Raw genomic sequence first — 13,456 nt, 5'->3', positions numbered from 1 at the left:
CGCATGCCTGAGGTTGTTCTTGCGCATCAGGTTGATTTTGCCACATGGCATAGCGCAAGCCGGTATTTTGTTCATTTGGGCACTGTGCCAGAGGCGCTGCACTGGACGGTGGCCCCCATAGGGGCGGAGGAACAATACGGCGCGGGAACAGCCCAGACCTATCCGGCGCCTCCTCCGGTTCTGACTCTCTCCCGCCGCTTTGCCGTAGCGCTGGGGCTGGCATTGCAATTGCACGATCCAGCCCGGTTTGCGCGGCTTTACCGCATTATGTACCGTCTGGTGCATGACGGGCTGGAACTGACCGATCTGCACGACCCTGACCTGATGTGGTTGAGGCAGTCCATGGTGGCGGTTCGGGCTGATACAGTGCGGTTCAGGGAGGCTTTTTCCGCCTTCAGCATGCAACAACAGACTCCTGCAATTTTGCAGAATACTCCTGAGCATTATATTCTGGAGGCTAACGCACGCTATTGCACACAGCGCAATGCGCGGCCGTGGCAGGTTGTAACACCCTACCGACGTATGGAGTGGACAGGCAACGCGCTGCGCTTTGCTGCGGGGACAGACGCCGTGCCAGATGAGGCCGCTGTGCAATGGCAGGCCGATGGGGCTGGTATCTGGCTCGGCTATGCGCTGAGTGTCATGCAGCCCCAACGCAAGGATGTAGCCGAAGCACCCAATCTGGCCTTGCTTGGTGCGGAGGCCGTGGATTGCCGGGCCTGCGCCTTGTGGGAGCCTGCATCGCGCACGGTTTTTGGCGAGGGACCACAAAACGCTAAATTGATGTTGGTGGGGGAGCAGCCGGGTGATCAGGAGGACCAGCAGGGGCGACCGTTTGTAGGGCCTGCCGGGCAGGTGCTGGACAAGGCGCTGTGTGAGGCCGGGTTACAGCGCCATCAGGTTTACGTCACCAATGCAGTCAAGCATTTCCATTTTATATGGAAAGGGAGTCGCCGTCTGCACCAGAAGCCACAGGCAGAGCATGTAGCCGCCTGCCGTGTATGGCTGGATGCGGAGCGCCGTCTGGTCCGGCCCGCATTGCTGGTTATGCTGGGGGCAACGGCCGCCCAGAGCGTTCTGCAAAAACCGGTTACAATTTCCGCCACCCGCTCGCGTCTGTTCCATCTGGAAGGGGAGACGCAAGGATTGGTGACTGTGCATCCATCTTACTTGCTGCGTTTGCCAGATGAGGCAAGTCGGCAGAGAGAATATGCACGGTTTGTAGAGGATTTACGTCTGGCAGCACATTATGTTGGTCAGGCAGACCCATGTGCCACAGAAGAATAAAGGCGGGCTAGGCCAAGCCCGCCTTGTTAAGGCGCTGGTGAAGCTCTTTTCCGGTTTTAAAAAACGGGACCAGTTTTTTACTGACCTGCACCTGTTCCCCTGTTTTGGGGTTTCGGCCAAGACGTGGTTCCCGTTCCTTGACGGAAAAAGCACCAAACCCTCGTAATTCAACGCGGTTCCCTGCTGCCAGGCTGCTTGTTATGCCGCCAAAGACCGTATTCACCAACAGCGTAGCCTCTCTAAGCTGAAGGTGCGGGTTTTTTTCTATCAGAATGGCAATAAGTTCAGACCGCGTCATGGAGCCCCCTGCCGATTAGGGTAGAGATAGATGGTCTGGCTGAATCTGTACCAGACAGATGCAAGCATTCCGCGCTCCACGGCAGGGCGTCAAGATAAAAATGCCTGACAGTCTGGTGCGAACACCAGACACATCAGAGCATGGGATATTATCTTAGACTGGGGCTGCCTTTTTACCACGCTTTGCGCGGCCGGACGTATCGTCTTCATCACCAGCGGCGTGGATTTTACGGCCAAGACCGATTTCACGCGCAAGGGTGGAACGACGCTCCGCATAGTTGGGGGCAACCATGGGGTAATCTGCAGGCAGGTTCCAGCGTTCGCGGTACTGCTCGGGGGACATGCCGTAAGCGCTCTGGAGGTGCCGCTTGAGCATCTTCAGCTTTTTACCGTCTTCAAGGCAGACGATATAGTCCGGGAAAACCGAACGCTTGACGGGCACGGCCGGCTGGAGCTTTTCGGGCTCGCTCTGCGGCTGGTCAGCCGTTTTAAGAGCCTGGAAAACGTCCTTGATCAGAGCCGGAATAGTAGCAGGGTCCGTCTGGTTGTTGGAGACGTGTGCAGACACGATCTCGGATACAAGATCTAGGAGAGGCGAATAGTTCTGGATCTCACTCATGGCAGGCCTAATTAAAAATTCAGTGTGAATAATAAGAACCATACTCAATTATTTAATCGTTGTGAACTGCCAATATACAAAAAATCAAAAATAAGGCTGGAGTGGTATAAAATGCCGTAATGATCTGTCGATTTTTTCAATATTGAGATGAAATTGTATAAATTATTCGTAATATCTAGTTAATAATATACGATCATTGTGCAAAAGAGTATCCATGCCCACAAATGGTGGCATATTCTGAGATGGTGTCTTCTCTGGTTATAACAATTTGTTGATAATATTGTGATGATTGCAATCCAGCGTTGAGAAGAATTCAAGGCCGTATTGGAATAGACGGCTGATTTTTCAGGATATTCTGTTATTCTCCAGAACTGTATTCTGGGTATGTCAGGTGCGCTTTTACAGTATAGTGCATAACAAAAGAAAACCCCGACTTGTTTCCTGCATGGAACATGTCGGGGTTTTTCAAATACCGTTAGAGTAAACTCAACGAATGCCGAGTTCGCTCATCAGGAAGTCACGGAAGACGGCTACCCGCTTGGAGCTACGCAGTTCCTCGGGGTAGACAAAATAGGCATCCACCGTAGGTGTCGTAATTTCAGGCAGAATTTGCACCAGATCGGGAAATTTGCTGGCGGCATAAGAGGGAATGGAGCCAATGCCCAGACCGGCTGCTATGGCGGAGGCCATGGCGGCCATGCTGTTGACCTCCAGCCGTGCCGGGCGGCTGTGGCTGCTGGTCTGCCCTGCTTCGGCCAGCCAGTTGATGTGGGCTACAGGCGGATGGTGCTCGCCAAACAGAACCAGCTGGTGGTTTTTAATATCCTCCAGACTGGATGGCATGCCATGGCGCTCAATATATTGGGGCGCTGCAAAAATTGGCAGATTGAAGTCCGCCAGATGGCGCTGGATCAGGTCCGGCTGGCGCGGGGCATGCATGCGCACGGCCACATCGGCCTCCCGCATGCCCAGATCCAGATCGTTGTCTTCCAGAATAAGGCAGATATCAATTTCGGGGTTGGCTTCCATAAACTTATGGAGTCGTGGCATAAGCCAGCAGTTACCAAATCCGGTTGTGGTTGTAACCCGTAGGCGGCCTGCGGCTTTTTCCTTGCTTTCTGTCAGCAAGGTCTGTGTCATCTCCAGTTTGGAGAACACTTCCCGAACCGTTTTATGCAAGGTTTCCCCTTGCTCAGTCAGGATCAATCCACGCGCATGGCGGTGGAATAGGGGTACCTGAAGAACATCTTCCAGCGCAGAAATCTGTCTGGATACGGCAGACTGGCTTAGGTTAAGCACATCCCCCGCGTGGGTAAAGGAACCGGCTTCCGCTACGGCATGGAAAACCCGGAGTTTGTCCCAGTCCACGCACGCCTCCTGCTAAATTGACTGAAATTACAAAAGCACAATACCATGCTTTCGACGTTACTACGTGCAGTAATTACTGCACGTGGTCAAGGTATGGGCAGAGTTACGTTTTGGGCAATTCTGCCAGATACCGCTCTGCGTCCAGTGCTGCCATGCACCCGCTGCCTGCAGCAGTTACAGCCTGACGGTATATTTTGTCCTGTACATCGCCTGCGGCAAAAACACCGGGTACGGATGTACGGGTCGTTCCGGGGGTGGTTTGAATGTACCCTTCGGCATCGAGGGTGATCTGCTCACGGAAAATACCTGTGGTCGGGGCGTGGCCTATGGCAATGAACAGACCGTCAATATCAAGTGTGGTTTCGCTTTGGTCCACAAGGTTGCGCAGGCGTACGCCGCAAACCACTTCTGGCGTGCCTGTGGCCAGAATGTCGGCAACCTCACTGTTCCATATGACCGAAATTTTGGGGTGGTTGAACAGGCGGTCCTGTAAGATTTTTTCCGCACGCAGGGAGTCGCGGCGGTGGATCAGGGTCACGTGGGAGGCATGGTGGGTCAGATACAGGGCTTCTTCCACGGCTGTATTGCCACCGCCCACCACGGCAACTTTTTTACCACGATAGAAAAAACCATCGCATGTCGCGCAGGCGGACACGCCGCCACCCTGAAGGCGCTTTTCACTTGGCAGGCCAAGCCAGCGGGCCTGTGCACCTGTGGCAATAATCACGGCGCGCGCGACGTAGGTCGTCCCGGAATCCCCCACCAGACGGAAGGGGGAGCCTGAGCCAAAATCCACCTCGGTAATAATGTCGTATTCAATACGGGTGCCGACATTCTGCGCCTGTTCGGCCATCTGCTCCATGAGCCAGGGGCCTTGCACGGCCTTGGCAAAACCGGGGTAGTTTTCCACATCGGTTGTAATGGTCAGCTGCCCACCCGGTTGCAGCCCCGCTACCAGAATGGGGGAGAGGTTGGCGCGGGCCGCGTAAATGGCGGCAGTATAGCCTGCGGGGCCTGCGCCAATGACAAGCAGGTCGGTTGTGATGGTTTCAGTCATGCCAGAAGAGTTCCCCAAAGCAAGAAGTGCGGGTGCAGTTATGCCGCGCAGGCGTGGCGCCGATTACGTTGGACAAAAGGATATGACGGGTGCGTTTGCGTTGAGCAAGTGTTGAGAGAGGAGTTTGCGGCATGGCGGGGAGCGTGGCATATACTCGCCACTCTTTTCTGGGAGTTGCATCTTGCACAGGATGGGTCGGATAAGGTGACGGATCTGGACGCTGTTGATCTTCGTATCGTAGCCGAGCTGCAGGATGATGGTCGTATGACCAATGTCGAACTGGCCCGGCGTGTTGGCATTTCGGCCCCTCCCTGCCTTCGGCGCGTGCGGCGGCTGGAGGAGGAGGGCATCATTCGTGGCTATCATGCCCAGCCGGATGCGACTGCCCTTGGCTGGCCGATCATATTTTTTGCCCTGATCGGGCTGGATAGCCAGAAAGAGACAGTCCTTTCGGCTTTTGAGCGCCAGCTTGCCGAATGGCCGGAGGTGCGTGAGTGCCACATGATCCGGGGCGGTGGGGATTTTCTTGTCCGCCTGATCGCGCGTGACGCGGCGCATGAAAATGCCCTGACGCGGCAGTTAACCGAGGCCTCTCACGTTATCCGGGTGCAGACCCTGCAAACCATCCGCACCAGTCTGGAACGTGAAGGTGTGCCGTTGCCGGTTATCAGGGAGGGGGCGCCGGAGTAATGCCCGGTTCAGATGTTTTGGAGAGTCATGTGCCAGCAGGCGGCCCCGATATCAGTATTATTGTGCCGTGTTATAACGAAGTTGCCAATGTAGCCCCACTTGTTGCCATGCTGGAAAAAGCACTGGAAGGCAGGCGGTGGGAGGTTATTTTTGTCGATGACAATTCGCCTGACAAAACAACAGATGCAGTCCGTGCGCTGGCGCGGCAGAAGGCGTATGTGCGTGGCATCTGCCGGATTGGCCGCAGAGGGCTGTCCACAGCGGTTATTGAAGGGGCGTTGTCCTCCTCCGCGCAGATTGTGGCGGTCATGGATGGTGACCTCCAGCATGATGAAAGCCGCCTGATTGCGCTGATAGACGCCGTTGGCAGTGGTGCGTGCGACATTGCCGTGGGCAGTCGCCATGTTGAGGGGGGGAGTAACGAGGGGCTAGCCAACGCATGGCGGCATGCTCTCTCCGATGGGGGCATATGGCTGGCGCAGCGTTTTCTGCCAGTCAGGCTGAGTGACCCCATGAGCGGCTTTTTTGCCTTGCGGCAACAGACGTTCGAGACCATAGCGCCGCGCCTGTCCGGGGCTGGGTTCAAGATTTTGCTAGACCTGCTGCTGTCCTCAAAACAGCCACTCAAAGTGCAGGAAATCGCCTGTGGCTTCCGTCCCCGCGTGGCAGGTGAGAGCAAACTGGACACGTTGGTGATGATTCAGTTTGCGGCCCTTCTTTTGGAAAAATTCTCCCGTGGTCTGGTGCCGCTGCGCTTTGTGGCATTCTGCCTTGTGGGCCTTGCCGGGGTAGGGGCCAATCTGGGGGTCATGCATCTGGTGCGGCTGTTCTGGGGCAGTTTTTCAACAGCGCAGGCCATCGGCACCATAGCGGCAATGGGTGTGAACTTTTATCTGGACAACAATTTTACCTACAGGGACCGTCGCCTGCATGGTCGGCGCTGCGTGTGGGGGCTGCTGGTGTTCATGCTGGTCTGCTCAGTTGGAGCGCTGGCGGATGTGGGTGTGGCGCATATGATGTATGCGCAGAGTTACCGGATTAACGAGGCTAGTCTGGCGGGCGCTGTGCTGGCTGTGGTTTGGAATTACACCATGTCTTCCACCATTATCTGGCGGTCCCGCTAACATTGCGGGCCGCTCTGGCACCCTGCACGTACTGGTGGTGGGGGCTTGCCTGCCTGACCCTTGTTCGCCTTGTGCTGGCCGCCAGTATCCCACTCTCACCGGACGAGGCTTATTACCGGATATGGGCGCTGGCTCCGGCTGGTGGGTACCTTGATCATCCACCCATGGTGGCGGTGTGGGCGCGTGTGGGTATGCTCCTTGCAGGGGATACCGCTCTGGGGGTGCGCCTTCTGGGGCCTGTTTCCACCTGTCTGGCCACGATGCTGATTGTTCAGTCCGCGTGGTGCTGGCTGCACGGGCAGGTAGCGCCGGAACAGGTGCGTGCAGGGGGGCTGCGCGCAGGGCTGCTGTTTAATGGCACGCTGAGTGTTGGTCTGGGCACACTGGTCATGACCCCGGATACGCCATTGCTGTTTTTTATGGCGCTTTTGCTGTGGGGGCTGGTGGGTGCCTGCATTGGGGGGCAGCGGCGCATGTGGCTGCTTGCCGGTCTGGCTACCGGATTGGGGTTTGACAGCAAATATACCATGCTCTTGCCGCTGGCCGGTCTGGGCCTATGGCTGCTTGCTACCAAAGAAGGGCGGTCGTGGCTGCGCACGCCGTGGCCTTACTGCGCCGCCGTTCTTGCGCTCGTGTGCACCGTGCCCGTGATCTGGTGGAACGCCGAGCATGCATGGGCCAGCTTTGCCAAGCAGGGTGGCCGGGTAGGGGACTGGAATCCCGCGCACGCTCTGGCTTTTATGGGGGAGTTGCTGGGCGGGCAGGTGGGTCTTGCGTCCCCTTTGGTGTTTATTTTTTTTGTCGGTGCGGTCTGGTTGTTGTGGCAGCGGCGGAGCAGTTTTGCCACCCTGCTGCTGTGCATGGTTGCGCTGCCCGCCGCCGTGTTTGCGCAGCATGCGCTGGGCGCGCGGGTGCAGGCCAACTGGCCGGTGGTGCTGTACCCCATTCTGGCTTTGGCCGCAGCACAGGTGGCGTGGCCATGGTGGCGGAGTGCGGGTTTTGTCGGCATCGGGCTGGCGGGTGTGGTTGGCGTGCAGGCGGCGTTCATGCCCCTGCGCCTCTCCCCGCATCTGGACATGACCTTGCGGCAGATGGGGGGCTGGCCGGATTTTGCCCGTTCTGTTTCTGCCCGTGTGCCTGAAGGCGCGCCTTTGGTTGCGGATGAATACGGCCTTGCGTCCGAATTGGCATTTTACGCACCTGAGCGTGTGGTGCTGGGGGCCGAACCCCGCTGGCGGCTGTTCAGTCTGCCGCATCCAGCCTGTGGCACACTGGCCTATCTTGTGCTGAGCCATAAGCGGGCAGGCCCGCCAGATGATCATCTGTTTGAGGTGCTTGAGACACTGCCGGAGCAGGCGCGTACGCGCGGCGGTATTGTGGCCGACACCTATGCGCTCTTCCATGTACGCCTGCGCTGCCCGGCTCCGGGGCAGGTCTATGGTGCGGCACTTCTGCCCGGCCGGGGGCGTTAAGGTCTGGGTGTTTGCGTGTTGACCTGAAAAAAGGCAGGATAGCCCAACAATCGCTCCAGCAGCAGAACAGGAACCCGAGTTTATGGCCTCTCCACGGCTTGTGGCGGTCCAGATGGACCCACTTGAGCATGTCAATATTGATGGGGATTCAACCTTTGCCCTGATGCTGGAGGCACAGGCACGCGGGCACAGCCTGTTTGTGTACGAAGTAAACTCCATGGCCCTTGATGAAGGCACGGTGGAAGCCGGGGGCCCCACGCGCACGGATGTTACCGCGCTGATGCGCCCGGTAACCGTCCGGCGGGAAAAAGGGCGGCACGCTACATTTGGTGCACCCGTACGGCGTTCCCTGCGGTCCATGGATGTGGTGCTCATGCGCCAGGACCCACCATTTGACATGGCTTATATTACCGCCACGCATATGCTCGACCATATTCATGGCACTGGCCCTGATCAGGCTCTGGTGGTCAATGACCCGCGGTGGGTGCGTGACTGCCCGGAAAAATTGCTGGTCACGCATTTTCCCCAGCTTATGCCCCCGACACTGGTGACATGGGATGTGGAGCAGATTCGGGCGTTCCGGGCCAAATGGAAAGATATCATTGTCAAACCGCTGTTTGGTAATGGCGGCAGCGGCGTTTTTAGGATCAAGGCGGATGACCAGAACCTGAATGCCCTGCTGGAAATGCATTTTGCCCGCTCCCGCGAACCCCTTATGATCCAGCGGTATGAACCCGCGGTGACTGCGGGGGACAAGCGCGTTATTTTAGTGGATGGCGAGCCGATTGGTGCGATCAACCGCGTACCCTCGGGGGAGGACCACCGCTCCAACATGCATGTGGGTGGTGTTGCGTGCAAAGTGGAGCTGAGTGCGCGTGATCATGAGATTTGTGATGCAATTGGGCCGTTTCTTAAAGAACATGGCCTGATTTTTGTGGGCATTGATGTTATTGGTCAGTATCTGACGGAAATCAACGTGACGTCACCTACCGGTTTGCAGGAACTGGAGCGGTTTGACGGCATTAATGGTGCCGCCAGCATATGGGATTGTATTGAACGCAAGCTGTCTGTCCGATAAGAGCCGTCTGGCCCTGTTGGGTGGTGCCATGCCGGTAAAACGATGCTGCCACACAAAGGCGCTTTGGTGGTGTGTGCTGCAAGCAGGAAGGAAGAGAGTATAGTGGCTCTTGAAGAAATGTCCGTCAGCGGGCAGAGAGACAACATGAGTGACGTTCTCCAAGAATACCCCTCCGGCGGAGGGGAAAGCCCCGTACCTCCTCCCTCGCGTTCCGCGCTTGATGCGGAGGCGGTCAAACTGGCCTATCGGCGTTGGGCCAATGTTTACGACGTGGCCTTTGGTGGTATTTCCCGCTTTGGTCGCCTGCGGGCGGTGGACGCAGTCAATGGTCTGCCCGGCACAAATGTGCTCGAAGTCGGGGTGGGTACCGGTCTGGCGTTGCCCCATTATACCAAGGCCAAGGCCATTACCGGTATTGACCTCTCGACCGACATGCTGGCCAAAGCCCGCGAGCGCGCACGGCATGACAACCTGACAAACGTAAACGCCCTGCTCGAAATGGACGCGGAAGAAACCACGTTCGAGGACAACTCCTTCGACATTGCGGTTGCCATGTTTGTTGCATCTGTGGTGCCACATCCGCGCAAGCTGCTGCGTGAGCTCAAGCGGGTTGTCCGTCCGGGCGGGTATATTCTGTTCGTCAACCACTTTCTGGCCCCCGGCGGCATCCGTGGTGCTGTGGAACACGCCATGGCGCGTGCCTCCCACTCTCTGGGCTGGCACCCGGATTTTGCAATGGAATCGCTGCTCCCGCAGGAGGATATTGCACGGGCTTACATCCAGCCTGTGCGGCCGTTTGGCCTGTTTACGCTGGTAACGCTGGAAAACCTGCCAAAAACGTAAACATGTGCGCTCCTGTTTTGGCAGGGGCGCTAGACATGCGTGGCTTGGTAGGGCGTTTTTATGCCATAAAACGATAAAATATGGTCGTTTTTTGTCTAGCAGGATTCACAGTTCTCCATCATCAGCCTGCACAGAATATGGAACATGGAGCATGATCTCCGCGCACAGCCAGCCTATCCCGCAATCTGCCACGGTGGGTAAAACCCCCAGCCAGCGGCAGGATTCTGCCGCCGGAACAGCCTACCTGCTGCTTGCAGCCCTTGCGGCTCTTGTTGGGGGTGGGGTTTCCGTTCTGGCTGGTCTGGGCATGTTGCCCGCCACAGACCTGTGCGGCAGGCTGACGCAGGCACACCCGGCACTGATGCTGCTTTATGTGGTGGTGCCTGCTCTGGTCAGCGGTTTTGGCACGCTCTGGCTGCCTCGGGCTCTTGGGCGCGAGCACATGGTGCTGGGGCGGCTGAATCTGGCGGGTGTTGCTGTTCTTGCGTTGTCTTTTCTGCTGACCTGCACACTGGCCGATGCGCGCTTTGCGCATGTATTATGGTCGGTGGGTGCGCTTATGTCCGCCATGGTGCTGCTGGCCACAATTTTTGATAGCTGTGCGGATAGCCGGACGCAGGCATCCTTCTCCCCCTTTGTCTGGGGGGAAATGCTCTCCGCCACGGTTGTGCTGTTGTGCGCTCCTGTTTTTGCGGCTGCTGTGCTGCGTACGTGGCTGTGGCCTGCGATCAGCCCGGTTGTCGGGGCTGAGTATTTTGCAGGGCCTGTTGGCCTGATTGTGCTGCTCGCCGGGTTTGGCATTGTGTTTGAGATGGCCGCGCGGATCGGTCAGGTACAGACACGGCCTGTTGCTTATATTATGGCCACAACCGCCGCCATTGGTGTGGTGGCATGGGCCAAGAGCAGCCTTGCACATGGGAGCGATAGCCAGAACGCGCTGCTTATCGGCAATGTTGGTCTGGCGCTGTGTTCCCTGTCGGCTGTGTGTCTTGCTGGGCTGTGGCTTGCCGGTACGTGGCGGGCGCGTGTTTCTCTCCACACCCCACTGTTGTGGGGGATGGGATTTTTAGCAGTCGTGGCTGGTGGCTGGGTGGTACAGCTTGTGCAGGGTACCGGCCTGCACCCCGCTTTGCAGCTTGGCGCGCTCTATGCAGTTTGTGGCGGTTTTTACCTGTGGCGGGGCGAGGCCTGTGGTTTTTGGTACCCGCAGTCTCTGGCCAAGCTCCATTTTGCGCTGACTGCGGTCGCAACACTCTGCGTGTTTGGCTCTGGCATGCAGGTGCTGGGGTGTGCCCTGTTTGGCGTGGCGGCAGTGGTGTTTGTTCTGGCGGCGGCCATTAGCTTCCAGCGCGCTATTCCCGTGCCGGATAGCCGTGTAGGCGTGGCCGAGGCCAGTAAGGCAGGGAGTGCTGTTGTATGAGCGAAGCCAGTCTTTCCGCCCCGCAGCCCAGACGCCCCCGTTTTCAAACAGAACAGGTTGGTACGCAGGCGCGTGACTGGCTGGCGTTGCTCAAGCCCCGCGTGATTTCGCTCGTTGTTTTTACGGGTGCTGCGGGAATGTTCATGGCGCCGGGGCATCTGAACCCGTTTGTCGGGCTGGTGACCATCTTCTGCATCTGTCTGGCATCTGGTGCGGCCGGGGCCATTAACATGTGGTATGACCGCGATATTGACGCGATCATGCAGCGGACCATTACCCGCCCGGTTCCCTCGGGCCGCATTCCGCAAAACGAGGCACTGGCTTACGGCGTTGGACTCTCCTGCCTGTCTGTCTGCCTGATGTGGATTGCCACCAACACGCTGGCTGCTGCCATTTTGGCTTTTTCCATTTTCTTTTATTCTGTCATCTACACCATGTGGCTCAAGCGCTCCACGCCGCAGAATATTGTTATCGGCGGGGCTGCGGGGGCTTTTCCCCCCATGATCGGCTGGGCCGCAGCCACGGGCCACATGGCGGTCATGCCGGTGGTCATGTTTGGCATTGTGTTCTTCTGGACACCGCCTCACTTCTGGTCCCTGGCGCTGTATGCCTGCAAGGATTATGGGCGTGCAGGTATTCCCATGCTGCCGGTTGTGCGCGGCGTGCGGCATACACGCTGGCAGATATTTTTCTACACTCTGGTCCTGCTTGCTGTGTCGCTTATTCCGTCTTTTGTCGGGGCTAGTGGCTGGCTTTATACAGTAACTGCGGTGGTGCTGGGGCTTGGTTTTGTTGCCTGCGCCGTGCGCATATTGCTTGAGCCGCAGGACGAGAACGGCGCAAGCCAGAAGGGGGATAAAGCTGCGCGTATATCCTTCCGTTTTTCTCTGGCGTATCTCTTTTTTCTGTTCTGCGGCCTGCTGGGCGATCATTTTTTACAAATATGGATGCACTGAGCATGACTACAGTTTCCATGCCCCACACCCCGGAGCAGCTTGAGCGGCAAAAGCGTCAGGCCTTGCGGGTCCGTAGTATGGTTGTGTTTATGCTTGTTCTGGCAGGCATTATGTTTGGTCTGGCGCTGTTGCACCCGTAAGACAGCATTTTCGCCATGTTGCCGTGATATTTGTTACGGGTTTGCCCGTGATTACTGAGCATAATAAAAAGCCCGCCGTCCTATGGGATGGCGGGCTTTTTTGCGGGCAGCAGAGGTGCTGCCCGGTTGGTGTTCAGCGGGCCTGCTGTATGGCGGAGAGCAGCCAGCGCCCACCGCGAGAAGGCCGGACAAACGTCCATACTTCCGTAATGGTGACAGGGGTAGTGGAACTGCCATCCACAACCTGCCCGGTTGCGTTGGTTGTCAGGTCGATCAGGCTGTAGCGCATGGCTACGCTGGCGTAATCCATACCATTTTCGCGCCATGCCTCGGCCAGATCACCCTGAAGGAAGCGTACATCGGAGACAACATTGCGCGCTCCCTGACTGGCTAGCGTAGCAAGCTGCTCGTTGAAGTAAGAGACCATTTCCGGCGTTGCCATCTGCTGCATGGCCGGAATGTTCTGCTGGTTCCACGCAGTCTGAATATCCATCAGGGTTTGCTGGAAGGACTGGTAATCCGCTGTGGTAATCTGGACAGGTGTACCACCACCAGCAGGGGCCGTGGGGGAAGAGGCTGCTCCGGGCATGCTGCCGCGCGGAGTACCCATGCCAAAGCCGTTGCCACCGGCTGCTCCACGCCTAAAGCGCCGTACCAGCCACATGACAAACATGACGACCAGCCCGATCTGGACCAGCAGACCCAGCAGGCTGAAGAAGCCGTGCATCCCGCCCATAAAACCGTGCCCACTCAGCATGCCAAACAGTCCGGCGCCCAAAAAGCCCCCGGCAAGCCCGGTCAGGAACGGGTGGCGGTTGGGGTAGCCCATGGGGCGGGCAAAGGGAGCCGCCATCTGCGGTGCGCCAAAACCCGGTGTGGGTGCTGTGCGTGGTGTTATGGAGCGGTCCATGGGGGCGGTGCTGTAGGGCGTTGTGCGCGTAACAGGTGGCGCACTCCATGTGTGGCTGCCCCGGCTTCCCATGGAGCCTCCCTGACCTGGGCGGGCATCGGCCTGCATGGCCATAGGCCCGACCAGCAGACTTGCGCCAACAAACGCACTCAGGGCAGATCGCAGCAGACGTGGTTTCACTGTATTTTGGTCTCC

The 13,456-nt window shown here is 57.7% G+C and carries 14 protein-coding genes; 9 read left to right on the top strand and 5 right to left on the bottom strand.

Features of this window, described 5'->3' with window-relative positions; genetic code table 11:
• The first annotated feature begins 3 nt into the window (after positions 1-3).
• Positions 4-1,287 (top strand): UdgX family uracil-DNA binding protein, encoded by a 1,284-nt coding sequence (locus tag HK26_RS00350; RefSeq protein WP_086637963.1) that lies wholly within the window; start codon positions 4-6, stop codon positions 1,285-1,287.
• Between the two features lie 7 nt (positions 1,288-1,294).
• Here the strand turns inward: HK26_RS00350 and HK26_RS00345 are convergent, their stop codons facing one another.
• The 4 genes from HK26_RS00345 to trxB all read right to left on the bottom strand — a co-directional run bounded on the left by HK26_RS00345 (position 1,295) and on the right by trxB (position 4,628).
• Positions 1,295-1,585, bottom strand: coding sequence for an integration host factor subunit beta (locus tag HK26_RS00345; protein WP_025826094.1), 291 nt, complete (start codon positions 1,583-1,585; stop codon positions 1,295-1,297).
• A 153-nt stretch (positions 1,586-1,738) separates the two neighbouring features.
• Positions 1,739-2,203 (bottom strand): Ros/MucR family transcriptional regulator, encoded by a 465-nt coding sequence (locus HK26_RS00340; protein WP_086637962.1) that lies wholly within the window; start codon positions 2,201-2,203, stop codon positions 1,739-1,741.
• A 486-nt stretch (positions 2,204-2,689) separates the two neighbouring features.
• A complete protein-coding gene (locus tag HK26_RS00335) occupies positions 2,690-3,571 on the bottom strand; it encodes a LysR family transcriptional regulator (RefSeq protein WP_086637961.1) in 882 nt (293 codons plus the stop codon).
• Positions 3,572-3,674: 103 nt separating this feature from the next.
• Positions 3,675-4,628: a thioredoxin-disulfide reductase gene (gene trxB / locus HK26_RS00330; protein WP_086637960.1), complete on the bottom strand. Its 954-nt coding sequence runs from the start codon at positions 4,626-4,628 to the stop codon at positions 3,675-3,677.
• Between the two features lie 174 nt (positions 4,629-4,802).
• Here trxB and HK26_RS00325 point away from each other — a divergent pair, with 174 nt between their 5' ends.
• The 8 genes from HK26_RS00325 (at position 4,803) to HK26_RS13350 (ending at position 12,351) form a co-directional block, all read left to right on the top strand.
• Positions 4,803-5,318: an Lrp/AsnC family transcriptional regulator gene (locus HK26_RS00325; protein WP_086638031.1), complete on the top strand. Its 516-nt coding sequence runs from the start codon at positions 4,803-4,805 to the stop codon at positions 5,316-5,318.
• Positions 5,318-6,442, top strand: coding sequence for a glycosyltransferase (locus HK26_RS00320; RefSeq protein ID WP_086637959.1), 1,125 nt, complete (start codon positions 5,318-5,320; stop codon positions 6,440-6,442). Before HK26_RS00325 ends, HK26_RS00320 begins: the two co-directional genes overlap by 1 nt.
• Positions 6,397-7,914, top strand: a complete 1,518-nt coding sequence (locus HK26_RS00315) for a glycosyltransferase family 39 protein (RefSeq protein ID WP_257640795.1) — start codon at positions 6,397-6,399, stop codon at positions 7,912-7,914. Before HK26_RS00320 ends, HK26_RS00315 begins: the two co-directional genes overlap by 46 nt.
• Before the next feature lie 82 nt (positions 7,915-7,996).
• A complete protein-coding gene (gene gshB / locus HK26_RS00310; protein ID WP_086637958.1) occupies positions 7,997-8,992 on the top strand; it encodes a glutathione synthase in 996 nt (331 codons plus the stop codon).
• A 144-nt stretch (positions 8,993-9,136) separates the two neighbouring features.
• Positions 9,137-9,835 (top strand): class I SAM-dependent methyltransferase, encoded by a 699-nt coding sequence (locus tag HK26_RS00305; protein WP_374188195.1) that lies wholly within the window; start codon positions 9,137-9,139, stop codon positions 9,833-9,835.
• Between the two features lie 151 nt (positions 9,836-9,986).
• Positions 9,987-11,255 (top strand): heme-copper oxidase family protein, encoded by a 1,269-nt coding sequence (locus HK26_RS00300; RefSeq protein ID WP_086637956.1) that lies wholly within the window; start codon positions 9,987-9,989, stop codon positions 11,253-11,255.
• Positions 11,252-12,211 carry a heme o synthase gene (locus tag HK26_RS00295; RefSeq protein ID WP_086637955.1) on the top strand — a complete coding sequence of 320 codons (960 nt, stop codon included), beginning with the start codon at positions 11,252-11,254 and terminating at the stop codon, positions 12,209-12,211. The genes HK26_RS00300 and HK26_RS00295 overlap by 4 nt, the downstream gene beginning before the upstream one ends.
• A gap of 2 nt (positions 12,212-12,213) precedes the next feature.
• Positions 12,214-12,351, top strand: a complete 138-nt coding sequence (locus HK26_RS13350; RefSeq protein WP_180539214.1) for a hypothetical protein — start codon at positions 12,214-12,216, stop codon at positions 12,349-12,351.
• Between the two features lie 133 nt (positions 12,352-12,484).
• Here HK26_RS13350 and HK26_RS00290 read toward each other — a convergent pair whose 3' ends face one another.
• The gene (locus tag HK26_RS00290) at positions 12,485-13,441 is read right to left on the bottom strand and encodes a Tim44 domain-containing protein (protein ID WP_086637954.1); all 957 of its coding nucleotides are present in this window, start codon (positions 13,439-13,441) and stop codon (positions 12,485-12,487) included.
• Positions 13,442-13,456 lie beyond the last annotated feature (15 nt).

Source organism: Acetobacter okinawensis, from assembly GCF_002153655.1.
Taxonomy (GTDB): Bacteria; Pseudomonadota; Alphaproteobacteria; order Acetobacterales; family Acetobacteraceae; genus Acetobacter; species Acetobacter okinawensis_A.
The sequence above is the reverse complement of the archived record's forward strand: the minus strand, read 5'-3'. Positions and strand labels throughout refer to the sequence as shown.

Bases quoted from the DNA above. Each gene is read 5' to 3' on its own strand.
- HK26_RS00350 (WP_086637963.1), top strand. From the start codon at position 4: ATGCCTGAGGTTGTTCTTGCGCATCAGGTTGATTTTGCCACATGGCAT.
- HK26_RS00345 (WP_025826094.1), bottom strand. From the start codon at position 1,585: ATGACGCGGTCTGAACTTATTGCCATTCTGATAGAAAAAAACCCGCAC.
- gshB (WP_086637958.1), top strand. From the start codon at position 7,997: ATGGCCTCTCCACGGCTTGTGGCGGTCCAGATGGACCCACTTGAGCAT.
- HK26_RS00300 (WP_086637956.1), top strand. From the start codon at position 9,987: ATGATCTCCGCGCACAGCCAGCCTATCCCGCAATCTGCCACGGTGGGT.
- HK26_RS00305 (WP_374188195.1), top strand. From the start codon at position 9,137: ATGAGTGACGTTCTCCAAGAATACCCCTCCGGCGGAGGGGAAAGCCCC.
- trxB (WP_086637960.1), bottom strand. From the start codon at position 4,628: ATGACTGAAACCATCACAACCGACCTGCTTGTCATTGGCGCAGGCCCC.
- HK26_RS00340 (WP_086637962.1), bottom strand. From the start codon at position 2,203: ATGAGTGAGATCCAGAACTATTCGCCTCTCCTAGATCTTGTATCCGAG.
- HK26_RS00320 (WP_086637959.1), top strand. From the start codon at position 5,318: ATGCCCGGTTCAGATGTTTTGGAGAGTCATGTGCCAGCAGGCGGCCCC.
- HK26_RS00295 (WP_086637955.1), top strand. From the start codon at position 11,252: ATGAGCGAAGCCAGTCTTTCCGCCCCGCAGCCCAGACGCCCCCGTTTT.
- HK26_RS13350 (WP_180539214.1), top strand. From the start codon at position 12,214: ATGACTACAGTTTCCATGCCCCACACCCCGGAGCAGCTTGAGCGGCAA.